This window comes from Mesorhizobium sp. M0317 (genome assembly GCF_040321555.1).
GTDB lineage: Bacteria > Pseudomonadota > Alphaproteobacteria > Rhizobiales > Rhizobiaceae > Mesorhizobium.
This window is the reverse complement of sequence record NZ_JAMYRV010000004.1, coordinates 1-26,399: the sequence shown is the minus strand read 5'-3', so window position 1 is coordinate 26,399 and position 26,399 is coordinate 1. Positions and strand designations below refer to the sequence as shown.

Genomic DNA, 26,399 nt, shown 5'->3' with positions numbered 1-26,399 from the left:
CGCCACCGCTGTAAATCGCCAAGCGATCTTCACGCCGCAGCGAATCTCCCGAAGTCGAACGGCGTCACGTCGGCTCTGGCTCGCTGACGAAGGCAGCGATTTCGCACACCGTTCCCCGCCGCATCATGCCGTCTGTGCCGGGGAAAGGCCACGTCTCGATGGGTGGCGCACGGCTTCCCTTGCGCCGCAGCAATGCAGTCAGGAACGCCATGAGTTCGATGCGCTGGGCGTGAACCTTCTCCAGCGTGCGGCGGCGGATGTGCTGACGCGGTATGGCACGATCTCGCAGCGTCTCGACGGCGCGGCGAATGGCAGCCGGTTCCGGATCGGCGACGATGCAATAATCCGGATCGAAATAGACGTCGCGACCGCCAAGGCTCGGCGTACTGACGATCGGCAGGCCGGCCATCAGATATTCCATCGAGGAGTACATCGCTCCTTCCACGGCCGACAGGCACAGCCCGACGGCGGCCTGGTTGTAGACGTGGTTGACCTGTTGCGCCGTCAGCTTGCCCGGCCAGCCGTCGACGAGCGGATTGGCGATCTGGTGGAGCGGCGAACGCGCCTGCAGTCGCCGAACAAAGGCGCGGGCGGCAACCGGCGGCAATTCGCCGATCGAATAGGTGATGTGGGCCAGCCGCTCTATGTCGAAGGCCAGGTGATGGCGTTTGATCGGCGAGATGCGGCCATTGTAGACCGCGTCGAATTCGACCGGCACGTCCGGCAGCGGCCGGAATATATCCTCCGACACCATCAGATTGTGGTTGGAGAAGATGGCATTGCCGCCCGCAGCTGCGATGAGACGGCGCTCTTCCTCGGTGTTGCACAGGAAGATGATTTCGTGCAGCGGAAACCGGCCGGCATACCAGGCGAGATCGCGGCCCATCCGGGCGATGACAGCCGGCCGCTCCATGGTCCAGGTCTGCATCGTCAGGAAGGTGACGCGGCGCGCCGCCAGGCGCCGGCCGAGCGCTGCCAGCGGATAGAGCGGCCGCGACCCGCCAATCGGGACATAGAGCACCAGCGGGTCGCGGCTGAGCACATGCAGCGACATGTCGATGCCGCCATCGACATCGGACAGCGGCCCGCGTGTCGGCAGGAGGAAGGGGACGCGCTTGCGCAGTGTCCCCCTGAGCTTGCCTTTGGTGCGGTGGACGCGCCGCGCCGCCAACAGCAGCAGGCGCTCAAGCGCCGATCCAGCCGGACCGACCAGCTCTTCGAACGCCTCCTGTTTGTCCTGATCCATGCCGCTTATCCCCGCCATGGCGATCATAGGGTCTGGTTGGCGCCCGAAGCAACCAACGGCTTCACCCGGCGTAGAGGGAGCACAAGCCGCCGTCGAGGCCGGTCGTCCCCTGCTTTTCGGGCCGCCGGCATTAAACCCCGCACCCACATCTGCTAGCGTGCGGGCATGAACATGCACACTTCAGCAGAAACCGACGCCCCCGAGGTGACACCGCCTGCGCCCGTCGGCAGCGTCACGCCGATGATGGAGCAATATATCGAGATCAAGGCGGCGAACCCGGATTCTCTGCTGTTCTACCGCATGGGCGATTTTTACGAGCTGTTCTTCGACGACGCCGAAAAGGCGAGCAAGGCGTTGGGCATCGTCCTGACCAAGCGCGGCAAGCACCAGGGTAACGACATTCCGATGTGCGGCGTGCCGGTGCATGCGGCCGACGACTATCTGCAAAAGCTGATCGGCCAAGGTTTTCGCGTTGCCGTCTGCGAGCAGATCGAGGACCCGGCGGAAGCCAGGAAGCGCGGCGGCAAATCGGTCGTACGCCGTGACGTGGTGCGCCTGGTGACGCCAGGCACCATCACCGAGGATAAATTGCTGGCGCCGTCGGAATCGAGCTTCCTGATGGCGCTAGGGCGGGTGAAGGGCGGCAACAGCGGTGACGCCTTCGCCCTGGCCTGGATCGAGATCTCGACCGGCGTCTTCCGCGTCGCCGAAACCACGGCCGACCGCCTGCTGGCCGATGTCTTCCGCGTCGACCCGCGCGAGCTGATCGTCGCCGAGCCGGTGTTTTACGATCCCGAGCTGAAGCCGGTGTTCGACGTCATCGGCCGCGTCGCCAGCCCGCAGCCGCCGTCGCTTTTCGATTCGGCTTCGGCAGCGGGGCGGATCGCGCGCTTCTTCGAAGTGGCGACGCCGGACAGTTTCGGTGCCTTCTCGCGCGCCGAATTGTCGGCGATCTCGGGCGCCATCGCCTATGTCGAAAAGACGCAGAAGGCCGAGCGGCCGCCTTTGTCGCGTCCCGAACGCGAGGAGCAGGGCTCGACGCTGTTCATCGATCCTGCGACACGCGGCAATCTGGAACTGTTGCGCACGCTGTCGGGCAGCCGCGATGGCTCGCTGTTCAAGGCTATAGACCGCACGGTCACCGGCGGCGGCGCCAGGCTGCTCGCCGACCGGCTGATGGCGCCGCTGACCCATCCGGCGGCGATCGGCGCCAGGCTCGATTCGGTATCGTTCTTCCGTGGGGAGACAAAGCTTTGCCAGTCGGTGCGGTCAAGTCTTAAGAGCGTCGCCGACATGCCGCGGGCACTGTCGCGGCTGGCACTCAACCGCGGCGGCCCGCGCGACCTCGGCGCGCTGCGTGCCGGCTTTGAAGCGGCGGGCGCCATTGCCGAAATCTTCGCCGCAACAGCGCTGCCCCATGAATTGACGGAGGCACTTGCCGCGATAAAGGCGCTGCCGCGTGCGCTGGCCAAGCATCTGGCCCAGGCTCTTGGCGAGGAACTGCCGCTGCTCAGGCGCGACGGCGGCTTCGTGCGCGGCGGCTACCATGCCGAGCTCGACGAAATGCGGGCGCTGCGCGACGAATCGCGCAAGGTGATCGCCGGACTGGAGCGCTCGCTGATCGAGGAGACCGGCATCCGCTCGCTGAAAATCCGCCACAACAATGTGCTGGGCTATTACATCGAGGTGACCGCCAACCACCATTCGATCATGACCGGAATCGACGGCGCCAAGGCGCGCTTCATCCACCGCCAGACCATGGCCAACGCCATGCGTTTCACCACGACCGAACTTGCCGAACTCGAGACCAAAATCGCCAATGCCGCCGACCGGGCGCTGAGCATCGAGCTTGCCGCTTTCGACACGCTGAGGACAGAGGCGGTCGCCGAGGCGCAAAAAATTCGCGCCGGCGCCGATGCGCTTGCCGTACTTGACGTGTCGGCGGCGCTCGCGCTGTTGTCGGAGAGTGAAGCCTGGTGCCGGCCGCTGGTCGATTCCAGCCTCGCCTTCGATATCTCGGGCGGACGCCATCCGGTGGTGGAACAGGCGCTGCGGCGCTCGGGCGAAGGGCCGTTCGTCGCCAATGATTGCGATCTGTCGCCGCAAGACGGGGCCAAGGCCGGCGCGATCTGGCTGCTCACCGGTCCGAATATGGGCGGTAAGTCGACCTTCCTGCGGCAAAACGCACTGATCGCCATCCTCGCCCAAACCGGTTCCTTCGTGCCGGCGACATCGGCCCATATCGGCGTCGTCGACCGGTTGTTCTCGCGCGTCGGCGCCTCGGACGATCTGGCGCGTGGCCGCTCCACCTTTATGGTCGAGATGGTCGAGACGGCGGCGATCCTCAACCAGGCCGGTGAGCGGGCGCTGGTGATCCTCGACGAAATCGGCCGCGGCACCGCCACTTTCGATGGCCTGTCGATCGCCTGGGCGGCAGTCGAGTATCTGCACGAGAAGAACCGCTGCCGGGCGATCTTCGCCACTCATTTCCACGAAATGACGGCACTCTCCGGCAAGCTTCCGCGACTGCACAATGTCACGATGCGGGTTAAGGAGTGGGAAGGCGACGTGGTCTTCCTGCACGAGGTCGGCAAGGGTGCCGCCGATCGCTCCTATGGCGTCCAGGTCGCTCGCCTTGCCGGTCTGCCGGAAGCGGTGGTCGGCCGCGCTAAAGAGGTGCTGCATCAGCTCGAGGAAGGCGATGTCTCCGGCAAGGCCAACCGGCTGGTCGACGATCTGCCGCTGTTTTCGGTGGCAATGAAGCGGGAAGCGGCAAAGCCTGCGGAGAGCGACGCACTGGGCGTAGCCCTGGGCGAGATCAATCCAGACGAGATGACGCCGCGCGAGGCGCTGGAAGCGCTCTACCGCCTGAAGGGGCTGGCGGGGAAAACCTAATCCGATTTCAGCCTTGACCAATTGTACCGATTGGTACAATGCTCGCCATCGCCTTTGCCGATGGGAGAATGACATGAGCCGTCCGCCGCTGCCGCCCTTCACCGCCGAGACCGCCGCGCAGAAGGCGCGCATGGCCGAAGACGCCTGGAACAGCCGCGATCCCGAACGGGTTTCGCTCGCCTATACGCAGGACAGCACCTGGCGCAACCGCGCCGAGTTCGTCTCGGGCAGAAATGAGATCGTCTCCTTCCTCACGCGCAAATGGGCTCGCGAGCTCGACTACCGCCTGATCAAGGAGGTCTGGACCTGGAACGACAACCGCATCGCGGTGCGCTTTGCCTATGAATGGCGCGACGACAGCGGCCACTGGTTCCGCTCTTACGGCAACGAAAATTGGGAGTTCGAGGCGGCCGGGCTGATGCGTCGGCGCGTCGCCAGCATCAACGACCTGCCGATCGCTGAGGGTGAGCGCAAATATCACTGGCCGCTCGGCCGCCGGCCGGACGACCATCCCGGCCTGACGGAACTTGGACTCTAGGGCATGATCCCTCGAACTGTGTCGCGGTTTTCGGCAAAGATCATGCTCAAGCGGGAAGACTAAGCGCATGCGCAGGATCGCGCCCGATCGTGCCGATCTGCTCTCCATCATCGGCGAGGTCTTTCGCGAGCACGGCTATGAAGGGGCAAGCCTGGCGCTGATCGGCGCGGCGACCGGCTTAGGCAAAGGCAGCCTTTACCACTTCTTCCCCGGCGGCAAGGAAGAGATGGCGGCGGCTGTCATCGCCCATATAGATGGCTGGTTCGAGGAGAATGTCTTCAAGCCGTTGCAGGACAGGGCCGACCCTCGTACGGGCATCAATCGGATGTTCGAAGCGACCGAGAGCTATTTCCGGTCGGGGCGCCGGGTGTGCCTGATCGGCGCCTTCGCGCTGGACGAATCCCGCGACCTCTTCGCCATCGCGATCAGAAGCTATTTCGGCCGCTGGGTGGCGCATCTTGCCGAAGCGCTGACGCGGGCCGGACACGACCCAGCCAAGGCGGATGAAATAGCCGCAGAGACGGTCGGCGCCATCCTGGGCGCGCTCACGCTGGCGCGCGCCTTCGACGACACCGCAGTGTTTTCGCGCGCGTTGCGACGGGCGCGGGCGGCGCTCGGCTAGAGTGCTACAAGGGCTCGAAGCGGAAAGCCGTCTCGGTTCGAAAAACCCGGCCGACGCCGGGCGAATCAAGATGCGCGCCGGCGACGTAGCAGTCGTTGTTGGCCGCAAGCGCCAGCATTTGCAACCGGCTTGCCCTCGCCTGCTGCTGGTCTGCGTCGAATTCCCACGTGATCTCGGGTCGATCGAATTGAAGCGACGGCACATGTACGATGTCGCCCCAGATCAACAGTGTTTCGCCTGCGCTCACAACGCGAAAGCAAGTGTGGCCGGCTTCATGGCCAGCGGAGCCGATCGTATCGATGTCAGCGCTGACGCGCTGTCCAGCATCGAGAGGCTGGGCGCGATCGTGGAAGCGTTCCAGCCTCGCCACGTCGCGAAACATGCCGAGCTCAGCGCGCGGGACAAGCAGGCGAGAGAGCTGCGGGAAGCCGTCGCCACCATCGGCAAGGATGAGCCCGTGTATATGGTCGAGATGGGTGTGGGTGAAAGCAACAGTCCGAATCCGGTCGGTGGCGATCTTCGCCTCGCGCAGCGCCTCGGGCAGGTGCCCCATTGTCGGGTGCCAGGCGTTCGAAGCCCCTGTGTCGATCAGCGTGACGTCGTCGCCGTCATCGATGGCGAAGGCGTTGACCGACAGCCTGAGCGCACCGTCGACGAGCGGTACATGCGAGGGCAGGTTGTCACCGAATGTCCGGTCTCCGGGCTGGCGCAGCCGCCTGATTGGCATGTCGACGTAACCGTCGCGCAGCGACGTGACCGTCATGGCTCCGACTCTATACGCCGTATGATGATACCCGGTCGAAACCCGTTCCAATCTAGATCATCTCCAGCCCGCGCTTGCGCGTCGGCGGTGGAAAGGCGCGGTCGAGTTCGGCGAGGTCTTCGGCCGTCAGCTCGATGTCGAGCGCGGCAAAATTCTGGCGGACATGCTCCTGGCTACTCGCCTTCGGGATGGCGATGACACCGGGCTGCGCCATCACCCAGGCAAGCGCGATCTGTGCTGCCGTGGCGTTGTGGCGGGCGGCGATGGTTTCCAGCCTGGAATTGCGCGCCAGCGCGCCCTGCTCGACCGGCGAATAGGCCATCAGCGGGATGCCGCGCTGCCGGCTCCATGGCGCGAGATCGAATTCGGGGCCGCGCCGCGACAGATTGTAGAGTACCTGGTTGGTCTGGACATGATCGCCAGACGACAGACCGGTCAGTTCCTCCATTTCGTCGGTGCCGAAATTGCTGACGCCCCAGTGACGGATCTTGCCGGCCTTCTTCAACGCCTCGAAAGCGTCGACCGTTTCGCCTAGAGGCACACTGCCCGGCCAATGCAGGAGATAGAGATCGATGCGGTCGGTGCGCAGGCGCTTCAAGCTGTTTTCGCAGGCCCGCGCCACGCCGGTGCGCGAGGCATTGGACGGCAATACCTTGGAGACAAGAAAGAGTTCGTCGCGGCGCCCGGCAATGGCTTCCGCCACCACCTCCTCGGCGCCGCCGCTGGCATACATTTCAGCGGTGTCGATCAACGTCATGCCGAGGTCCAGCCCGAGCTTCAGGGCATTGACCTCCCCGGCGCGGCGGCGGGAATCTTCGCCCATCTTCCATGTGCCCTGTCCCAACACCTGGACGGCCTCGCCCGAAGGCAGCGTGGTGGCTCTTATCGTCGATGGCATGTGGGCTCCTGGCGCCGTGTAATCGATGTGAATGGCATCACAACCACGGAGAGAAATCCAGAATGGATCTCTCCGGCATGGCCGTTGCTGCCTTACTTCGCCGGATGGGCGGCGAGCCAGGCCTGCATCTTGGCGATCTCGACTTCCTGCGCGGCGATGACATCTTCGGCCAGCTTGCGGATTTCGGGATCCTTGCCATTGGCGAGTTCCACCTTGGCCATGTCGATCGCGCCCCGATGATGCGGGATCATGCCGCGCACGAAATCGACATCGGCATTGCCGGAATATTCGATCATCATGTCGGTGTGCATCTTGTCCATCGCCGCCTTGTAGCCGTCGGTCGAAGGACCTTGCGCGCCCATCGCGCCCATGTCGTGTTTCATCTCTTCGGATTGCGCCGGGACGCTTTCGAGGAAAACGGCAAGCAGCATTCCCGCCGCCATCATCAAAAGCACGATTTTCTTAGCCAAGGTCATCCATGATCTCCTGTTGATTGAAATTCGTATCTGGGGGCTTTGCTCAGAGTTTCAACGTCCGCAGCCGCAATGCGTTGGCGATGACCGAAACCGAAGACAGGCTCATGGCCGCCGCCGCCAGCATCGGCGACAAAAGCGTGCCGGTCAGCGGATAGAGCACGCCGGCGGCAACCGGCACGCCAAGCACATTGTAGAGGAAGGCGAAAAACAGATTCTGGCGGATGTTGCGGATCGTCCCCTGGGCGAGCGTTCGCGCCCTGACGATGCCGTTGAGATCGCCCTTGACCAGCGTAATGCCGGCGCTCTCGACAGCGACATCGGCGCCGGTGCCCATGGCGATGCCGACATCGGCGCTGGCCAGGGCCGGCGCATCGTTGACGCCGTCGCCGGCCATGGCGATGCCGGCACCTTTCGCACGCAACTCCTCGACAAGGGCTGCCTTTTGTTCCGGCAGAAGGCCGGCGCGCACCTCGTCAATGCCAAGGCTTTTGGCGATGGCGCGCGCCGTGCGTTCATTGTCGCCGGTCGCCATGATGATCCGCAAGCCTCTGTCGTGCAGCGCCCTGATCGCCTCGGCTGTCGTTGCCTTGACCGGATCGGCGACCGCGACAATGCCGGCCAGTCTTTTGTCCACCGCAACGAACATCGCCGTCTTGCCCTCGGCCTGCAGCGCCTCAGCTTTCGCCGAAAGGGAAGCGGTGTCCATGCCCACGTCGGCCATCATGGCGGCGTTGCCGAGAGAAACCTTCCTGCCAGACACCGTGCCGGATACGCCCTTGCCGGTGACGGCGTCGAAGCCGCCGGCCTCGACGAGCGTCAGCCCGCGTTCGCCGGCGCCGCCGACAATGGCATCGGCCAGCGGATGCTCCGAGCCTTTTTCCAGGCCGGCGGCGAGCGCCAGCAATTCATTCTCGGACAAGCCTTCGGCAGCGACGACATCGGTCAAGCGAGGCTTGCCTTCGGTCAAGGTGCCGGTCTTGTCGACGATCAACGTGTCGACCGAAGCGAAGCGCTCAAGCGCGGCCGCGTCCTTGATCAGCACGCCCGCGTGCGCCCCGCGCCCGGTGGCGGTCATGATCGACATCGGCGTCGCCAGGCCGAGCGCGCAGGGGCAGGCGATGATCAGCACCGAGACCGCCGAGACGATGGCAAAGATCAAGCTGGGTTCGGGACCGAAGATCGCCCAGGCGGCAAAGGCCGCGAGCGCAACCAGCACGACGGCCGGCACGAAGTAGAAGGAGACGCGGTCGGCTAAACCTTGAATCGGCGCGCGCGAACGCTGCGCCTTTGCGACCAGCTCGACGATGCGCGAAAGCGTCGTTTCGGAGCCGACCTTTTCGGCGCGCATGATCAGCGAACCGTTCTTGTTGAGCGTGCCGCCGGTCAAGGCATCGCCTTTCGTTTTTTCGACCGGCAGCGGCTCGCCCGAGATCATCGATTCGTCGATGGAGGAACGGCCTTCCGTTACGATGCCGTCGACCGGCACGGCGTCGCCCGGACGGAGGCGCAGGTGGTCGCCGGTCTTGACCGCATCCAGCGGCACGTCGGTGTCGGAGCCGTCCTCCCCGATCAGCCGTGCCGTCTTCGGCGCCAGGTCGAGCAGCGCACGGATGGCCGAGCCGGTCTTTTCGCGCGCCCGCAATTCGAGCACCCGACCGAGGAATACCAGCGCGACGATGACGGAAGCTGCCTCGAAATAGACCGGGACGGTGCCGCCATGGCCACGGAACTGATGCGGAAAGATGTCCGGAAACAGTGCGGCGACGACGCTGTAGAGGTAGGCCGCACCCACACCCAGTGAAATCAGCGTCCACATGTTGGGGCTGCGGTTGACCAGCGAATCCCAGCCGCGGTGGAAGAAGGGGAAGGCCGCCCACAGCACCACCGGGCTGGCCAGCGCCAATTCCAGCCAGACCATCGTGCGCTCGTCGACAAACGCCTGGAACGTCAGGCCGAGCATCGGCGCCATGGCAACGATCAGCAGCGGCACGGACAGCATCGCACTGACCCAGAACCGTCTGGTGAAGTCTACCAGTTCGGGGTTCGGGCCCTCATCGCCAGTGGGAACGCCCATCGGCTCAAGCGCCATGCCGCAGATCGGGCAGGAGCCGGGCTTGTCTCTTATCACTTCGGGATGCATCGGGCAGGTGTATTGAGTGCCTTTCGGCACTGGCGACGCCGCCGGCCTGTCGCCGAGATAGTTTTGTGGCTCGGCCTCGAACTTCGCCTGGCAGCCGGCCGAGCAGAAATAGAAACCCTGGCCTTCGTGGCGGAAAAAATGCCTGGCGGTAGCGCGGTCGACACTCATGCCACAGACGGGGTCGGTGGCGGTCAGGTATTTTTCGGGCCCGGCGACGAATTTCGTACGGCAACCCTCGCTGCAGAAGTGAAAGAGACGGCCGCCATGCTCGGCCGTCGGCTTGCCCGCGGCCGGATCGACGCTCATGCCGCAGACCGGATCGCGCACCACGGCTTCGGCGGCCGGCTCAGCAGCCTTTGCCGCACAGCAGCTGCCATCGGCCGCGTGGTGGTGATGCTCGGAATGCGCCATCGAAAAGTGCCTTATATCTGTCTGGGTGAGGAGGTAGTGCTTCCAGTAACTGGAAGGTCAAGGGGCGATTTCCACTTTTCGATCGTGGCCGTCATCGCGCACATCGAGGGAAAATCGCTTACGCGACTTTGTTCCCATGCTATGGACGCGCGTCCCACTGCATCGATCCCACCCAAATGAAATGCCTGATTATCAATCTCGATCGGTCCCGCGATCGCCTCGCCCATGTAACGGCGGAGTTCGCCCGCATCGGCATCGCGTTTGAGCGGGTCGCCGCCATCGATGCGCGAGATCGGCCGGATCTGGCCGAAATGCCGCAGGGCAAGAAGCATTTGCGTCTGGCCGACGCCGAGATTGCCTGCCTGCTCAGCCACCAACAGTGTTGGTCGATGATCGCGGCAGGTGAGGATGCTTACGCGGCGATTTTCGAGGACGATGTCGTTTTCCCGGACAAAGCCGGTGCTTTGCTTGCCGATGCGGGCTGGATTCCCGCCGATGCGGACATCGTCAAGCTTGAAACGTTCTTCAACCGGACCGTAATTTCACGCAAGCAAGTCGCCTGCGGCCACGGTTTTTCCGCGAGCAGACTGCACGGGCTCCATATCGGTACGGCGGGATACATCCTGTCCAGACAGGCCGCGCGGGACCTTCTTGCGGCAACGAACGAGATCAGCATTCCCGTCGATCACCTCATCTTCAATCCGCGTTTTGCGACCTCGTCCGACAAGGTCATTTACCAACTCGTCCCGGCATTGTGCCTGCAGGCACAATTCCTCGGCGACAGTCCGGTGAGATTGCCAAGCCTGCTCAAGCAGGAGCGAACAGAGGAATGGGTGGCAAGCGGGATAGGTAAACAGCGCCAGAAGCCAATCACCGCCAAGGTAGGGATCGAGGCCAGGCGGTTGACGCGGCAGATCGCCGATCTCTTCCGGCTCCGGCGCGAGATGATCATCCCTTTCTGGTATCGCGGCCGACGCGTCCGTCCGCCCCATACACAGCGCCGTGAAAACGCGCTATAGACGCCGCGCAAAGGCGAGGCCCACCGGCAATCCATGGCAAAAATCTCCCTCAAGCTCGACGCGCTGATCGACAGCGAGGCTTTGCGCCGCGACATGACGGCGCTGATCTCGGCGGCCAGCGGCATCGAGCCCGGCGCGCGCGTCGGTGCGCTCCGGCTGCTGAAGGATCGGCTGACCGAGGGCCGCAAGGTTGCCGAGCGCATGCTGATGGACGATGGCAGCGGCACGGCCTGCGCCGCCCGGCTGTCGCATCTGATGGACGAGATCATCCGCGCCCTCTACGAGTTCGCCGCGACCCACGTCTACCGGGTGAAAAGCCCCTCGACCGCAGAGCGCATGGCGGTCGTTGCCGTCGGCGGCTATGGCCGCGGCACGCTGGCGCCGGGCTCCGACATCGACCTGTTGTTCCTGCTGCCCTACAAGCAGACGCCGTGGGGCGAACAGATCGTCGAATATATGCTCTATATGCTGTGGGACCTCGGGTTGAAGGTTGGCCACGCCACCCGCAACATCGACGAGTGTCTCAGGCTGTCGCGCAGCGATATCACCATCCGCACCACGATCCTGGAAGCGCGGTTCCTGTGGGGCGAACAGAAGCTCTTCGACGAATTGCTCACCCGCTTCGACCATGAAGTGGTGCGCACCACCGGACCGGAATATGTGCAGGCCAAGCTCGCCGAACGCGACGATCGCCATGCCAAGGCCGGCGAAAGCCGCTATCTGGTCGAGCCCAACGTCAAGGACGGCAAGGGAGGCCTGCGCGATTTGCAGACGCTGTTCTGGATCGCCAAATACTTCTATCGCGTGCGCACAGGCGAGGAACTGGTCGACAAGGCTGTGTTCACCGAGGCCGAATACCGGGAATTCCTCAAGGCCGAGGATTTCCTCTGGGCGGTGCGCTGCCACATGCATTTCCTCACCGGCAAGGCCGAGGAACGGCTGCATTTCGATATCCAGCGCGAGATTGCCGAACGTCTCGGCTACACCACCCATCCCGGTCTGTCGGCGGTCGAGCGCTTCATGAAGCATTACTTCCTCGTCGCCAAGGATGTCGGCGACCTCACCCGCATCTTCTGCGCCGCGCTCGAGGAAGAGCAGGCCAAGCATGTGCCCGGCTTTAACCGCATCTTCCTCACCTTCCAGCGCCGCAAGCGCAAGCTGGCCGGCACGTCGGACTTCATTGTCGACAATCACCGCATCAACGTCGCCGACGACAGCGTGTTCGAGCGCGACCCGGTCAATCTGCTCAGGCTGTTCTGGTTCGCCGACAAGCACGGGCTGGAGTTCCATCCCGATGCGCTGAAGCTGCTCACCCGCTCGCTCGGTCTGGTCAACAAGTCGCTGCGGCGCGACGAGGAGGCCAACCGGCTGTTCCTCGACATCCTGACCTCGGACCGCAATGCCGAGCTTAATTTGCGGCGCATGAACGAGGCCGGCCTGCTCGGCAGGCTGATCCCCGATTTCGGCAGAATAGTCGCCATGATGCAGTTCTCGATGTATCACCACTATACGGTGGACGAGCACCTGATCCGCTGCATCGGCGTCTTGGCCGAGATCGAGCGCGGCGACGGCGAAAAGGTGCATCCGCTCTCGCACACGCTGATGCCGGGGCTAGAGAAGAGCCGCGAGGCACTCTATGTCGCGGTGCTGCTGCACGACATCGCCAAGGGCCGGCCGGAGGATCACTCAGAGGCCGGCGCCCGGATCGCACGCCGCGTCTGCCCGCATATGGGGCTGTCGGCCGCCGACACCGAGACCGTCGCCTGGCTGGTCGAGAACCATCTGGTCATGTCGATGACGGCGCAGACGCGCGACCTCAACGACCGCAAGACGATCGAGGATTTCGCCTCGATCGTGCAATCGGTCGAGCGGCTGAAAATGCTGTTGATCCTGACCGTCTGCGACATCAGGGGTGTCGGGCCGGGCGTGTGGAACGGCTGGAAGGGCCAGCTCCTGCGCACGCTCTACTACGAGACCGAACTGCTTTTGACCGGCGGCTTCTCGGAAGTGTCGCGCGCCAAGCGGACGGCGGCGGCGCGCGAGCGACTGGCCGAGGCGCTGGCCGATTGGCCGGACAAGGCCCGCAAGCGCTATGTCGGCCTGCATTACGAGAACTATCTGCTGACGGTCGACCTCCCCGATCAGCTGCGCCATGCCGAATTCATCCGCGAAGCCGACGCGGCAGGCAAGAAGCTCGCCACCGTGGTCAGGACGCACCAATTCGAGGCGGTGACCGAGATCACCGTGCTGGCGCAGGATCATCCGCGCCTGCTTTCGGTCATTGCCGGCGCCTGTGCGGGAGCCGGCGGCAACATCGTCGACGCGCAGATCTTCACCACGTCCGACGGCCGCGCGCTGGACATCATCCTGATCTCACGGGAATTCGACCGCGACGAGGACGAGCGCCGCCGCGCCGAGCGCGTCGGCCGGCTGATCGAGGACGTGCTGTCGGGCAAGAGCTGGCTGCCCGAGATGATCGAGAAGCGCACCCGGCCGCGCCGCGGCGCCAAGGTGTTCAAGATTCCGCCGCGCGCCGAAATCCGCAACACGCTGTCGAACCGGTTTTCGGTGATCGAGGTCGAGGGACTGGACCGGCCTGGGCTGTTGTCGGAAATCACCAGTGCGTTGTCCGATCTCTCGCTCGACATCGCCTCGGCTCACATCACCACCTTCGGCGAGAAGGTGATCGACACTTTCTATGTCACCGACCTTACGGGGCAGAAGATCGACAATCCGGCACGCACCGCCACCATCCACGCCAGGCTGATCGCGGCACTTGAAGGCGTTGTCCCAGACCGCGGCGGCAAGGCCAAGGCGGCGGCCGAGTGACCATCACTTTGTCCCGATCACCCCCTTTGTCCCAATCATCCCCTTTGTCCCAATCATCCAGGCAATCTCCCCGCGCATGAGCCTCGTCAAGAAATTCGCCACGGTTGCGTCCGGCACGCTGATGAGCCGCGCCCTTGGCTTTGGCCGCGAAATGCTGATGGCGGCCGCACTCGGCACCGGGCCGGTGGCGGACGCCTTCAACGCCGCCTTCCAGTTTCCCAACACGTTTCGCCGGCTGTTTGCCGAAGGCGCTTTCAACGCCGCCTTCGTGCCGCTGTTTGCCAAAGAGATCGAGACCCACGGCACCGACGGCGCCAAGCGCTTTTCGGAGGAAGTGTTCGGCGTCCTGTTCACCGCACTTCTGGCGCTGACCATCGTCATGGAATTGGCGATGCCGCTGATCGTGCGCTATCTCGTGGCGCCGGGCTTTGCCGACACGCCGGGCAAATTCGAGACGACCGTCCTGCTGGCGACGATCATGTTCCCGTATCTCATCTGCATGTCGCTCGCAGCGATGATGGCCGGCATGCTGAATTCGCTGCGCCGCTATTTCGCGGCTGCCGTGGCGCCGGCTTTCCTCAACATCATCCTGATCAGCGTGCTCGGCTACGCCTGGTACCACGGCATGGATGCCCGTGAGGTCGGTTTCAGCCTGTCCTGGGGCGTGCTGGCGGCGGGGCTGGTGCAGCTTGCAATCGTCTGGGTGGCGGTGCGCAATGCCGGCATCGCCATCGGCTTTCGCCGGCCGAAGATGACGCCCAACGTCAAGCGCCTGCTGATCCTGGCGCTGCCGGCGGCGATCACCGGCGGCATCACCCAGATCAACCAGCTGATCGGCACGGCGATCGCGTCGGCGCAGGACAGCGCCGTGTCCTCGCTTGCCTATGCCGACCGCATCTACCAACTGCCGCTCGGCGTCGTCGGCGTTGCCGTCGCCATCGTGCTGCTGCCGGAGCTGTCGCGGGCGCTGAAATCGGGCAATCTGGTCGAGGCGGCCAATCTGCAGAACCGCTCGGTCGAGTTCACCCTGTTCATGACCTTACCGGCGGCGGCGGCACTGTGGGTCATGGCGGAGCCGATCGTGCGGCTGGTTTATGAGCGCGGCGCCTTCGCCGCCAACGGCTCGACGCCGACCGTGGCCGCGATCCTGGCGATTTTCGGCCTCGGCCTGCCGGCCTTCGTGCTGATCAAGGCCTTCACTCCCGGCTATTTCGCCCGCGAGGACACGCGCACGCCGATGATGTTCGCCGCCATCTCGGTCGGCGTGAACGTGATCACCGCGCTGACGCTGTTCCCGAAAATGGGCGCGCCCGGCATTGCGGTGGCCTCGGCCGTCGCCGGCTGGGTCAACGCGGTGATGCTGCTTGCGGTGCTGATCCGACGTGGCCATTGGGGCCGCGACGTGCCATTGCTGAAGCGCATTCCGCGCCTGGTGCTGTCGGCTGCGGTGATGGCGGTGGCGCTCTATTTCGCCGAGCACTGGCTGGCCGTCAGGCTCGGCCCCGGCTCGCCACTGGTGATCAAGGCAACGACGCTGCTGGCGCTGGTAGCCGGCGGCGCTCTGCTCTACTTCATCACGGCCTTTGCCACCGGCGGCGCCGATTTCGGCATGATCCGGCGCAATATTGGGCGGAAGGGCACACCGCCGGTCACGGAACAGTCTCCAGATCCGTAGCCTAACCGTAGAACCTGGTTAAACTTCGCCAGACAATTTGTCGTAAACCGAGCGTGGCAGCGGTTCGGGTGCCTGCTTGCTAAGCTCGACCCCGAATTCGGCCCGAAGCCGCGCCGCTGTTTCAAGCGGCGTCTCGTGGTCCTGTCGGGGCTTTGGGGCTTCCTCGTTGTTGACGGCGGGCATCGATTTCTCATCCGATGATATGCAATGCAGGTACAAATATATCATAAATGTCGATGTCAGCGCCGCCCCTCATTGCCCTGCCGGGCATTTCTCCCCGTGAACGGGGAGGCTGAACATGGCGCCAGCGCTTTCTCTGGCGATTGGCGAAGCGGGCGATGACGGCGTTTTTCTCCCCGTCTCTATACGGGGAGAAATGTCCGGCAGGACAATGAGGGCGGCGCCAGCCTGTCGGGTCAATATACAGGGGCATCAGACGCGACCGCGCCATCCCCGCCTCTTGATCCTCTCCGCCCCTTCGTCCATAAGCACGCCGTCGCAAGACTCGCCGCGCGTGGTTTCCAGCCGCGTGATTGGCTCCGAAAAGTCTGCAACTTTTCGGAATCACGCTTATACGGCCCTCCACAAGCCATGAGGAACCCATGACCGCCTTCAAACAGCTCGTCTTTTCCGGGGTACAGCCGACCGGCAATCTGCATCTCGGCAACTATCTCGGCGCCATCAAGAAATTCGTCGCCCTGCAGGAAACGTCCGACTGCATCTATTGCGTCGTCGACCTGCATTCGCTGACGGCACAACTCGTCCATGACGACCTCGCCGACCAGACCCGCTCGATCACCGCGGCCTTCCTTGCCTCCGGCATCGACCCGAAGAAGCACATCGTCTTCAACCAGTCGCGGGTGATGCAGCATGCCGAGCTTGCCTGGATCTTCAACTGCGTGGCGCGCATCGGCTGGATGAACAAGATGACGCAGTTCAAGGACAAGGCCGGCAAGGACCGCGAGAACGCCTCGCTGGGCCTGCTTGCGTATCCCTCGCTGATGGCGGCCGACATCCTGCTCTACCGCGCGACCCATGTGCCGGTGGGCGAGGACCAAAAGCAGCATCTGGAGCTGACCCGCGACATCGCGCAAAAGTTCAATAATGATTTTTCGAGCCGCATCGCCAGTCTTGGCGTCGGCGTCGAGATGCAGGTCGGCGAAGAGACGGTAAACGGGTTCTTCCCGATAACCGAACCGGTGATCGGCGGGCCGGCGGCGCGCATCATGAGCCTGCGCGACGGTTCGAAGAAAATGTCGAAGTCGGACCCGTCCGACCTGTCGCGCATCAATTTGACCGACGATGCCGACACCATCTCGAAGAAGATCCGCAAGGCCAAGACCGACCCGGAAGCGTTGCCAAGCGAAGTCGACGGCCTGGAAAGCCGCCCGGAAGCGGAAAACCTGGTCGGCATCTATGCAGGGCTGGCCGAGATGTCGAAGGCGGACGTGCTGAAGGAATTCGGCGGCCAGCAGTTTTCCGTGTTCAAGCCGGCGCTCGCCGACCTTGCCGTGGAAAAACTGGCGCCGATCGCCGGCGAGATGCGCCGTATCGAGGGCGACCGCGCCTATGTCGACGCGGTGCTGAGAGACGGCGGCGAACGCGCCGGCGCGCTGGCTGAGACCACCATGAAGACGGTACGCGACATTATCGGCCTGTTGCAGGGCTGATCCTACCGTCAGTGCACCGCACCATTCTGGCCCAAGGCCGGCGGCTTGCCGCCGGTCTGTCGCGGTGGCAGATTGCGGTCGAAAACATCGAGTAGATAGACATGGTCTCCAAACGCCTCAGTCGCGAAGCCGGCCATCGCAGGAAATTCCTGACGATCATCGACGACACGCCGGAGTGCGAGCGCGCCGTCGCCTACGCCTCCAAGCGGGCGCAGAGCACCAGCGGCACGCTGGTGCTGCTCTACATCATCACACCGGACGACTTTCAGCACTGGCTGGGCGTCGAGAAGATCATGCGCGAGGAAGCCAACGCCACGGCGCGCGCGGCACTCGACGGCTACGCCAACAAGGTGCGCCAGAAGCTCGGCATCGAGCCCGAGATGGTGGTGCGCGAAGGCAAGCCGACCGAAGAGATCCACAAGCTGATCGAGGAAGACCAGGACATCGCCATCCTAGTGCTGGCGGCAGGTGCCGGCAAGGAAGGACCCGGGCCGCTGGTCGGGGCTGTTGCCGGCAAGGGCGCCGCCTTCCCTATTCCCGTCACAGTGGTGCCGCAGAACCTTTCCGACGAGGAGATTGACAGCCTCGCATAGAGAGTGATGCGGGAAAGTGTGAAGCGGTTCGGATAACATCACGATCCTGGATTTATAGCCCGCGCGGGATTCCTTCCCAGCCAGCAAAAACATTCCGCCAGCCAGCCATTTTGAGCGATGCGTTTCGCTTGAATGTACAGCCGATTGAGCCTATTTAGAACTATTCCAAACTAGCTGCCCGACTGGGGCACGGAGACGGCCATGTTCATCCAGACCGAATCGACGCCGAACCCGGCAACGCTGAAGTTCCTGCCCGGCAAGGAAGTGCTTGTCGAAGGCACCGCCGATTTCCGCGACGCCGACAGTGCAGCCAACGCCTCGCCGCTGGCCGGCCGCCTGTTCGAGATCCCCGGCGTGACCGGCGTCTTCTTCGGCTATGACTTCATCACCGTGACCAAGGACGGCCCGGACTGGCAGCACCTGAAGCCGGCCATCCTCGGCGCCATCATGGAGCATTTCATGTCGGGCGCGCCCGTCATGGTCAATGCCGGCCCCGCCGCCGAGACCAGCCAGACCGGCGAATTCTACGACAAGGCCGATGAGCAACTGGTCATCACCATCAAGGAACTGCTCGACACCAGGGTGCGCCCGGCGGTTGCCCAGGATGGCGGCGACATCACCTTCCGCGGCTTCGAGAACGGCACCGTGTTCCTGCACATGAAGGGCGCCTGCGCCGGCTGCCCGTCCTCGACGGCGACGCTGAAGCACGGCATCCAGAACCTGCTCCGCCACTTCGTGCCGGAAGTACAGCAGGTCGAGCAGGTCTCCTAAGACCCCTTCACGCATTCGAGCGAGCAACAAAAAACCGGGCCAGATTGCCCGGTTTTCTGTTTTGGACGTCCGTTGTTGCCTAGACGGTCCGCGTACGAAGGGTAACGCCTATTTTGACCATGGTCTTCCCGAAAACCGGTTCCACTTTTCGCTTTCGTGGACCTCGGTTCCGGATCATGGTCCTACATCACGATGACCTTGGCGCCGACCGACGTTCGGTCGTAGAGGTCGATGATGTCCTGGTTCATCAGCCGGATGCAGCCTGACGACATCGCCTTGCCGATCGAATTCCATTCCGGACTGCCGTGCAGGCGGTAGCCCATGTCGCCGCCCTTGTTGAACAGATACATGGCGCGCGCGCCGAGCGGGTTCTTCAAGCCCGGCTCCATGCCGCTCGCGAACTTCGCTAGCTCCGGCTGGCGCTGGATCATCTGCCGCGGCGGCGTCCAGGTCGGCCATTCGCGCTTCAGCGCGATATGGGCGGTGCCGTGCCATTCAAAGCCTTCGCGGCCGACGCCGATGCCGTAGCGGATCGCCCGGCCGTCGCCTTCGACGAAGTAGAGAAACTTGTTCTGGGTATCGACGACGATGGTGCCCGGCTTTTCCGAGGTGTCGTAGTTCACCTCTTGCCGGTGGTACTTCAGCGGCACCCTCTCGATCGGGATGCGCGGCAGTTGGTAGCCTGCATCGTTCACCGAACCGTAGTTGTTGGTGAACAGTTGCGAGCCGATCGTGCTGCAACCCGAGATCGCGGCCGACAACGCAAGTGCGGCGACGATTGCAAATGACTTCATGCGCATGAAATGGTCCGATGCCCCGCCAAGATGTCGCGACACGTTACGGCCGCTTTTCCTGAAACCATTCATGCTGGCATTTGCTTTGCTTGCCAAGCGCGCGATGCCTATATGCAGGAGCTTACGTGCCGGTAAGCCGTCAACTATGGCATTTCGGCAACAGGACTCACGGGATTGTGAAGGAAAAACAATGGTCGGTCCTGTCGGATAGCCTAGAATCAGGGAACCACATCGAGGAATCACAATGAATGTAGGCGACGCCGCGGCGCGGTCCGGCCTGCCGGCCAAGACCATCCGCTACTATGAAGAGATCGGCCTGATCGCCCCGGCGCGCGCCGGCAATGGCTATCGCGATTATTCCAGCGACGACATCCATCGGCTAGCCTTCCTGCGCCGCGCCCGCAACCTCGGCTTTTCAATCGACGATTGCCGCCAGCTGATGGCGCTCTACCGGGACCGCAGCCGCGCCAGCCACGATGTGCGCGAGATTGCCGCCGCCCATGTCAGCGCCATCGAGGAAAAGGTGCGCGAGCTGCAGTCGATGCGCACGACCTTGCAGACGCTGATCCAGGCCTGCCATGGTGACGACCGGCCGGATTGCCCGATTTTGGATGACATTGCGGGGGCTGCGCTACTCGAGAACAGGCCGGCTTCGGCCATATAGGTAGTATCTCGACTGACTAAAATACGGGAACGTCCAAGGGACAAGAACGGAACCAAAGCGGTTACATCAGACCTTTGCGTTCACGGCGCAAGACTTTAGTCCGGCCGCCTTATAGCTAAGAACGGAAGTTGATCGGCGGACGCAGGGGCGTTCCGGAGCAATACCGGACCGCGCCGATACAGATATGGTGCGATCGCGGAAGGCGCTCGGATCAAGTCGCAGCCTCAGTTCTGTCAACCGTATAATCGCCGCCATTCCCCTACGGCTGGGTAGCGCTCGTGAGCAGTGGGTCATCTAGCTCTGCCTTTGTCTTCAGGACGGCATCAACGAGGGAACCGAACTCCTCGACGCTGAATGTGCAACTATCCTGGACCGCTCCCATATGGCTGAGGCGGAAGCGTACGAATTTCCGGTTTTCGGCTGGGATGCGCTTCACCAGAAACATGAATGAATAGGGACCCGCGATCGCTGAGTACCGGCGCAACTCTTCGGTCGCGGGGAAAAGCCGGTTGATGAATCCCAAAAACCCCATGGTGTCTCCCCTCGTGCCAAGGACCGTGCTTCTTATCATTGCGAGAGAAAATTCGCCTATGGTTTGTCAATCATACATCGCCATGGCACAGGCGATTATCCGGTTGACAAACCCAAAGTGATTACGTGGGGTAAGGGCATAGGAGATTTCCATGTCCGTTCTGTCCCGCCCCGAGTTCCACGACGAAGCCAAGGCTTTCGAGCATGTGGAAGGCATCCTTTGGCCGAATGGTCCGGTCTGCCCAAAGTGCGGCTCTGTTGATCGCCACTACTCGTTGAAGGGCGTTCGCACCAAGCCCTCCAAGAAGAACCCCAATGGTGTCGAGCGTCACGGCCTGTACAAGTGCAGCGCTTGCCGCTCGCAGTTCACCGTCCGCATGGGTTCGATCTTTGAGGAAAGCCATATGCCACTGACCAAGTGGCTTCAGGCTATCCACCTTATGTGTGCCTCTAAGAAGGGCATCAGCGCCCACCAGATGCACCGCATACTCGAATGCAAGTATGAGACCGCTTGGTTCCTGTGCCACCGCATTCGTCTTGCGATGGCGTCTGGCGACTTCTCCCCGCTTGGCGGCAACGGCAAGACCGTAGAAGTTGACGAGACCTACATTGGCCGTCTCGCTAACGCTCCCGTCAAGCGTGCGGTGGCGCCCACAAGAACACGGTCGTTACGCTGGTTGAGCGTGGTGGCCGCGCCCGTTCCTTCCACGTCGGTACCGCCCGCATGGGCAACGTCATGCCGATGGTTCGAGCCAACATCGCTAGGGAAACTGCTCTCATGACCGACGAGAGCGGCATCTATCGCCGCGCGGGCCAGGAATTCGCCTCTCACGATGTCGTCACGCATTCCAAGGACGAGTATCTCCGCTACGAAGGCGCAAAGACCATCCACACAAACACCGTGGAAGGCTTCTATTCGATCTTCAAGCGCGGCATGAAGGGCGTCTATCAGCATTGCGGTGAGCAGCACTTGCACCGCTATCTGGCAGAGTTCGACTTCCGTTATGGCAACCGCATTGCCTTGGGAGTTGATGACGGAACCCGCGCTTTTATCGCGCTCGTAGGTGCAAAAGGTAAGCGTTTAATGTATCGTCAGGAGGCATGAGATAACCTATCTAACAGTAGGTTCGCCTCATGGTTAGTACGAAGGCGTACGCGAGCAATGGCAGACAGGCCTTATGACAGAGAGCGCCTAAAGCACCTATTTCACTATGTGATATGGGGCGCTGGTGCTCGCGCTGGATTTGGCGCCACCAAGCTGTACAAGGTCGCGTGGTTCTCAGATGCCCGCAGTTTCGTGTTGACCGGCCAATCAATTACAGGCGCACCCTATATCCGCGAAAAGCACGGTCCTATCCCGCGCGATGGAATGTACGTGCGCAATGAACTGGTGGCGTTGCGCTTGGTAGAGCAGTGGCGAGGCACTGGTGATGAGTGGGTCTTCAAGGGCCTTGTGCCGCCCCCGCGCAATGTCTTCCACCCCGCCGAAACCAAGGAAATTGATTACTGGATTAAAGAGATTGACGGAAAGCACACGGCAAAATCAGTGAGCGAATATTCTCACGATTACGGGTGGGAAATCGCGAAGATGAAAGAGCCATTGCCGTTCCACTCTATCTTGGCTGGACGTGGCCGTGAGCCTAACGACGCTGAGACAACTCGGTTGCGCGCACGCGCTAGGGAACTGGGTTTGATGTAAATGAAGGATTGCCGCGAGGAAGACCGCGTGCGCCTCGCGAGAGATTTGGCCGAAGAAAAATGGTCAAGGGCTTTCGACGCTTGGGAAGACGTGACTTGGACCATTGTGCGTGACGAGAATTGCGGCAGTCCATTGAACGATACCGGCTCCATTCGAGGCTATGTGTTCGACGGAGCCCGCTCAATCGATATGCCTTCAATCGAAGTGATTTATGAGATCCACCCCAATCTAATCATCATCCACTATGCGGATTTTCGAGATGCCCCATACGGACAAGCCGGAAGAGCCTAAGCAGCAAATCGACAAATTCCGAGATGCCGCTCGGAAGCTAAAGGGCGATCCATCCGACGCCACTTTTGAAGCTGCCGTGGGAAAGGTAGCCCGCGCTCCGAAGCTCTCAGCGGAGCAAATAAAGGCACTGGTTCGGAGACACCGTGAAAAGCCGAAAAAGATTGGCGCCTAGCCTCCTTGTCGCAAAGTTCGACGCTTTTCCTTAAATTTCTCAAACTGGCGTTCGGCGTGAGCCTGTGCCTTCTCACGTTTGACGCTTCCAAGGTGCGTTAGAAGCGGACGATTGTTGAACTTAATAAACCCGTTCATTCTCTCTTCTGCTTCAGCCATCATGACAAGCCGTCCGATGTCTACCTGATCCTCGAAATAGTCGAGAAGCATTGTTGTCAGCCGGTTTTTCTCCCTGATCTCCGCGCCAGCTAGAAAATTGTTAGCGATCCAAACATCATTTTTCCGGATGTTTTCATTTGCCCAGGTTGTAAGGCCCATCTTTTCCGCATCGGCATTGGCCCGCTCCAAAATCAACTCCGGGCCGGTCTTAGACGCGACCGCCGACAAGAGCTTGTTCTGCATCCCCGCATAGAAGTTTCGCCACTCCTCGGATTGCGGGTCATAGTCTTGGCACATTGCGCAGATGCTACGAACTTCCCGATATAGGTTTGCCTCCGAAGATCGGACGTCTCGTATGGTCTCCTTTAGCTCTTTTAGATGGTCGCGGCTCTCTGGGTTCTTCATCCTAGCGACGTCAATGGACCATCCTTTCAAGAGGATTTCCTTTAAACGCTCGGTCGCCCATATCCTGAATTGAGTGGCCTGTTTCGAATTAACGCGGTAGCCAACCGAGATGATGACATCGAGGCTGTAGAGAGCGACCGGTTTGGTGGCACCAGCAATTTGCGTTTTCTGCAAATTGCCCTCTTCAACCAATTCACCCTCTTCAAAAACGTTCGTGATATGGCGCGATATGGTCGAGACCGTCTTCCCGAATAACTGACCTATTTGGGCCTGTGTCATCCAAAGTGTTTCGCCCGCATATCGAATATCGATCTTGATGCCCTTGTCGGTCCCATAGACAAGCAACCTGTCTTCAGTGGTTTCGCTGCCGCTCAATTGTGCTAGCCGCTCTAGTTCTCGTTCAAATCCGTCTTCGCGCTTAATGGGCATTAGCCGCTCCGATTCGCTGATTCATACAATTAGCATGCACTGATACCAGTGCGCGAATACGGCTTGCGATGATCCCACAGTGATTATTTCGTGATCTTGGAAGGGGAGCCATTCCCCTACGGCTGGGTAGCTTTCGGAAATTGCGCACGGTATGTTTCGCGTTCCATAGATTCTTTGAGGCGCTCCGTGCCACTTCCGATGTTTCTTTTTGCTGCAACGCCAGTCATGATATTTATATATTTCAGTCTTTTAGATAACAGAGCAAATAGGTGGAAAAAGACCGATAGTAAACCCCTGCTATACGTCTATATAGCACTTCATCTCGCCGTAATTATTGGAATAATTGTATCCTTTTTTGAGTTATATATTAAAGATTGATAGCAGGGCGGCCTGAATTCTCCTCTGCGCCGGCCTGTCAGGCATATAATCCTATTTCACTTTGGGTTTGTCAACCGGATAATCGCCTGGTCACACAGGGTTCAAACCGTGAACAAAATCTGGCATGGTGGCTGCCATGCCGATCATCTCCTCGATTCTCCTCAATCCCCTGATCGATGGCCGCCAGTCGGAACGCGCCATGCTGGTGCGGCGTGGCGTGCAGCGGCTGCTTATGCAAATGGGCACGCATGTGCTGCCCGAACTGTCGCTGGCCACCGGGCGGCGCGCCGACCTTGTGGCGCTGACCAGGCAGGGCGACATCTGGATCATCGAGATCAAATCCTCGATCGAGGATTTTCGCGTCGACCGCAAATGGCCTGATTACCGGCTGCACTCCGACCGCTTCTTCTTCGCCACCCATCCGGGCGTGCCCTCGGATATTTTTCCGGAGGAATGCGGCTTCATCCTCTCCGACGGCTACGGCGCCGAGATTCTGCGCGATGCGCCCGAGCACCGGATGGCGGCGGCAACGCGCAAGGCGCTGATGCTGCGCATCGCACGGGCGGGTGCGGCGCGGCTGCTGGCGGCGGAACTGGCGGGTGTGGCGGTGCCGGCGCTGGCGGGAGAGAGCGAGTAGACGAAGCTCAAGTTCCTCGCCCCGCTTTGCGGGGGCGAGGAACCCAAGAACACCTACTCCACCACCTCCTCCACCCCTGCCGCCGGCGCCATCAGCAGCACGGCGGCACCCAGCAGCGCTGCAACGAAGGACCCCGCCAGGATGCCGACCTTGACGGCGTCCTGCAGCGCCATGTCGTTGGCGAAGGCGAGCAGGCCGATGAACAGGCTCATGGTGAAGCCGATGCCGCAGAGCAGCGAAATGCCGATCATGTGCAGCCAGCCGGCGTTGACCGGAAGGTCGGCGAAGCCGAGACGGATGGCAAGCGCCGACGAGCCGAAGACGCCGACCAGTTTGCCCAGCACCAGGCCTGCGGCGACTCCGAGCGTCAGCGGTTCGACCAAAGCGGCGGCGCTCAGGCCAGCCAGCGACACGCCGGCATTGGCAAAGCCGAAGATCGGGATGACGAAGAACGGCACGATCTTGTGCAGGCCGTGTTCGAGCCGGTGCAACGGCGAATGGTCGAGATCGTGGCCGCTGCCGGCAGAGATTTTCAGCGGAATGGTGAGCGCCAGCGCGACGCCGGCCAGCGTGGCATGCACGCCCGATTTCAGAACCAGCACCCACAGCACGGCGCCGAGCACTAGGTAGGGCGTCAGCCTCGTCACCCGCATGCGGTTGAGCATGATGAGCACCGCGATGACGGCGAAGGCCGCACCGAGATAGGCCAGCGACAGGCCGCTTGTGTAGAAGATGGCGATGATGATGACGGCGCCGAGATCGTCGATGATGGCGAGCGCGGTGAGAAAGATCTTGAGCGACGCCGGCACGCGGTTGCCGAGCAGCGACAGTACGCCGAGCGCAAAGGCGATGTCGGTGGCGGTCGGGATCGCCCAGCCGGAGAGCGCGGCGGCGTTGTTGCGGTTGATGGCGACATAGACGAGTGCGGGAACCAGCATGCCGCCGGCGGCGGCGACGCCCGGCAGCACGCGGCGCGGCCAGGTCGAGAGCTGACCGTCGAGCATCTCGCGCTTGATCTCGAGGCCGACCAGCAGGAAGAACACCGCCATCAGCCCATCATTGATCCAGTGCGACACGCTGAGCGGGCCGAGATAGGCGTGGAGAGCGACGAAATAGGTTTCGGCCAATGGTGAATTGGCGACGATCAGCGCAAGGGCTGCCGCAACCATCAGGATGATGCCGCCCGCCGCCTCGCCGTCGAGGAATTCGCGAAGGATGGATTTCGGCTGCTTGTCGCGCATCTGTGCTCCGTTGCCGGGTTTTCCGGCGGCGTTATTGCCGATGATGGGCAAAGGTCGATGGCACGGCAAGCGCAACTGTTTCCAGCGTTGGCGCCGCCCCAACCAATCCGCTTGGCGCTGCGGCGGACAAGCTTCATGTGCCGTGTGTCGATGATGCCGAGCGGGTGGGCATGGAATGAGAGTGTCCATTGTCCGTCTTCGGTCTCCAACGCAGCGACCGGTTCGCCCGCCAGCGCTTGCGAGACATATATGAAGCCGCCATTCCATCGGATCTCGCCATTGTGGCGCACGCGGCGGACCGAGGCCTCGGCCGGATAGACGGGCTCGGGTGGTGTCCTGGGCATGGCGCGCTGTGAGGACCGGTAGTGCTGGGCGGGCGTATCCATGCCCAGCGCCTCATGGGGACGTTCCTCATTGTAGCTGTGGCGGAAGGTCTCGAAGGCCTGGCCCTGTG

The 26,399-nt window shown here is 62.2% G+C and carries 21 protein-coding genes and 2 pseudogenes; 14 read left to right on the top strand and 9 right to left on the bottom strand.

The genetic code is table 11. From position 1 onward, the window contains the following. Positions 1–64: 64 nt before the first annotated feature. Positions 65–1,246: a glycosyltransferase family protein gene (locus NKI88_RS05460; RefSeq protein WP_031206325.1), complete on the bottom strand. Its 1,182-nt coding sequence runs from the start codon at positions 1,244–1,246 to the stop codon at positions 65–67. A gap of 165 nt (positions 1,247–1,411) precedes the next feature. On the opposite strand from NKI88_RS05460, the gene mutS reads away from it, so the two are divergent. From mutS to NKI88_RS05445, 3 genes are all read left to right on the top strand, one after another. Next, positions 1,412–4,141, top strand: a complete 2,730-nt coding sequence (mutS, locus tag NKI88_RS05455) for a DNA mismatch repair protein MutS (RefSeq protein ID WP_352654114.1) — start codon at positions 1,412–1,414, stop codon at positions 4,139–4,141. A 73-nt stretch (positions 4,142–4,214) separates the two neighbouring features. Then, positions 4,215–4,679, top strand: a complete 465-nt coding sequence (locus NKI88_RS05450) for a nuclear transport factor 2 family protein (protein WP_352654112.1) — start codon at positions 4,215–4,217, stop codon at positions 4,677–4,679. Positions 4,680–4,746: 67 nt separating this feature from the next. Beyond that, the gene (locus NKI88_RS05445) at positions 4,747–5,301 is read left to right on the top strand and encodes a TetR/AcrR family transcriptional regulator (protein ID WP_352654110.1); all 555 of its coding nucleotides are present in this window, start codon (positions 4,747–4,749) and stop codon (positions 5,299–5,301) included. A gap of 4 nt (positions 5,302–5,305) precedes the next feature. On the opposite strand, the gene NKI88_RS05440 is transcribed toward NKI88_RS05445, so the two are convergent. The 4 genes from NKI88_RS05440 to NKI88_RS05425 form a co-directional block, all read right to left on the bottom strand. Beyond that, positions 5,306–6,064: an MBL fold metallo-hydrolase gene (locus NKI88_RS05440; protein WP_352654108.1), complete on the bottom strand. Its 759-nt coding sequence runs from the start codon at positions 6,062–6,064 to the stop codon at positions 5,306–5,308. Positions 6,065–6,116: 52 nt separating this feature from the next. After that, a complete protein-coding gene (locus NKI88_RS05435; protein ID WP_352654106.1) occupies positions 6,117–6,962 on the bottom strand; it encodes an aldo/keto reductase in 846 nt (281 codons plus the stop codon). 92 nt (positions 6,963–7,054) lie between these two features. Next, the gene (gene copM / locus NKI88_RS05430; protein WP_352654104.1) at positions 7,055–7,438 is read right to left on the bottom strand and encodes a CopM family metallochaperone; all 384 of its coding nucleotides are present in this window, start codon (positions 7,436–7,438) and stop codon (positions 7,055–7,057) included. Positions 7,439–7,481: 43 nt separating this feature from the next. Continuing rightward, on the bottom strand, positions 7,482–9,989 hold the full coding sequence (locus tag NKI88_RS05425) for a heavy metal translocating P-type ATPase (protein WP_352654102.1): 2,508 nt from the start codon (positions 9,987–9,989) through the stop codon (positions 7,482–7,484). 176 nt (positions 9,990–10,165) lie between these two features. Here NKI88_RS05425 and NKI88_RS05420 point away from each other — a divergent pair, with 176 nt between their 5' ends. The 6 genes from NKI88_RS05420 (at position 10,166) to NKI88_RS05395 (ending at position 18,546) form a co-directional block, all read left to right on the top strand. Continuing rightward, positions 10,166–11,008, top strand: coding sequence for a glycosyltransferase family 25 protein (locus tag NKI88_RS05420; RefSeq protein ID WP_352654100.1), 843 nt, complete (start codon positions 10,166–10,168; stop codon positions 11,006–11,008). A gap of 33 nt (positions 11,009–11,041) precedes the next feature. Next, a complete protein-coding gene (locus tag NKI88_RS05415; protein ID WP_352654098.1) occupies positions 11,042–13,837 on the top strand; it encodes a [protein-PII] uridylyltransferase in 2,796 nt (931 codons plus the stop codon). A gap of 76 nt (positions 13,838–13,913) precedes the next feature. After that, entirely contained in the window at positions 13,914–15,512 is a 1,599-nt protein-coding gene (gene murJ, locus NKI88_RS05410) for a murein biosynthesis integral membrane protein MurJ (protein WP_352654096.1), read from the top strand. Between the two features lie 602 nt (positions 15,513–16,114). Further along, a complete protein-coding gene (gene trpS, locus NKI88_RS05405; protein ID WP_352514575.1) occupies positions 16,115–17,182 on the top strand; it encodes a tryptophan--tRNA ligase in 1,068 nt (355 codons plus the stop codon). A gap of 101 nt (positions 17,183–17,283) precedes the next feature. Beyond that, positions 17,284–17,775 carry a universal stress protein gene (locus NKI88_RS05400; protein WP_023672856.1) on the top strand — a complete coding sequence of 164 codons (492 nt, stop codon included), beginning with the start codon at positions 17,284–17,286 and terminating at the stop codon, positions 17,773–17,775. 201 nt (positions 17,776–17,976) lie between these two features. Beyond that, on the top strand, positions 17,977–18,546 hold the full coding sequence (locus tag NKI88_RS05395) for a NifU family protein (protein ID WP_352654094.1): 570 nt from the start codon (positions 17,977–17,979) through the stop codon (positions 18,544–18,546). A 182-nt stretch (positions 18,547–18,728) separates the two neighbouring features. On the opposite strand, the gene NKI88_RS05390 is transcribed toward NKI88_RS05395, so the two are convergent. After that, entirely contained in the window at positions 18,729–19,346 is a 618-nt protein-coding gene (locus NKI88_RS05390; protein ID WP_023692663.1) for a L,D-transpeptidase, read from the bottom strand. 238 nt (positions 19,347–19,584) lie between these two features. On the opposite strand from NKI88_RS05390, the gene cueR reads away from it, so the two are divergent. The 4 genes and pseudogenes from cueR (at position 19,585) to NKI88_RS05370 (ending at position 22,525) form a co-directional block, all read left to right on the top strand. Then, positions 19,585–20,004, top strand: coding sequence for a Cu(I)-responsive transcriptional regulator (gene cueR, locus NKI88_RS05385; RefSeq protein WP_023703112.1), 420 nt, complete (start codon positions 19,585–19,587; stop codon positions 20,002–20,004). 683 nt (positions 20,005–20,687) lie between these two features. Beyond that, a pseudogene (locus NKI88_RS05380) lies at positions 20,688–21,640 on the top strand (IS1595 family transposase). Between the two features lie 57 nt (positions 21,641–21,697). After that, a complete protein-coding gene (locus NKI88_RS05375) occupies positions 21,698–22,234 on the top strand; it encodes a Panacea domain-containing protein (RefSeq protein ID WP_352654092.1) in 537 nt (178 codons plus the stop codon). Then, entirely contained in the window at positions 22,235–22,525 is a 291-nt protein-coding gene (locus tag NKI88_RS05370) for a hypothetical protein (RefSeq protein WP_156932586.1), read from the top strand. It abuts the gene before it with no gap. 168 nt (positions 22,526–22,693) lie between these two features. Here the strand turns inward: NKI88_RS05370 and rhuM are convergent, their stop codons facing one another. Further along, positions 22,694–23,689 carry a RhuM family protein gene (rhuM, locus tag NKI88_RS05365; RefSeq protein ID WP_352654090.1) on the bottom strand — a complete coding sequence of 332 codons (996 nt, stop codon included), beginning with the start codon at positions 23,687–23,689 and terminating at the stop codon, positions 22,694–22,696. A 514-nt stretch (positions 23,690–24,203) separates the two neighbouring features. On the opposite strand from rhuM, the gene NKI88_RS05360 reads away from it, so the two are divergent. Further along, positions 24,204–24,704 (top strand): MmcB family DNA repair protein, encoded by a 501-nt coding sequence (locus NKI88_RS05360; protein ID WP_352654088.1) that lies wholly within the window; start codon positions 24,204–24,206, stop codon positions 24,702–24,704. A 53-nt stretch (positions 24,705–24,757) separates the two neighbouring features. On the opposite strand, the gene nhaA is transcribed toward NKI88_RS05360, so the two are convergent. Together nhaA and NKI88_RS31820 are read right to left on the bottom strand one after the other, a co-directional pair. Next, positions 24,758–25,945, bottom strand: coding sequence for a Na+/H+ antiporter NhaA (nhaA, locus tag NKI88_RS05355; RefSeq protein ID WP_352654086.1), 1,188 nt, complete (start codon positions 25,943–25,945; stop codon positions 24,758–24,760). A 113-nt stretch (positions 25,946–26,058) separates the two neighbouring features. After that, positions 26,059–26,399, bottom strand: a pseudogene (locus NKI88_RS31820) (integrase); the annotation flags it as partial.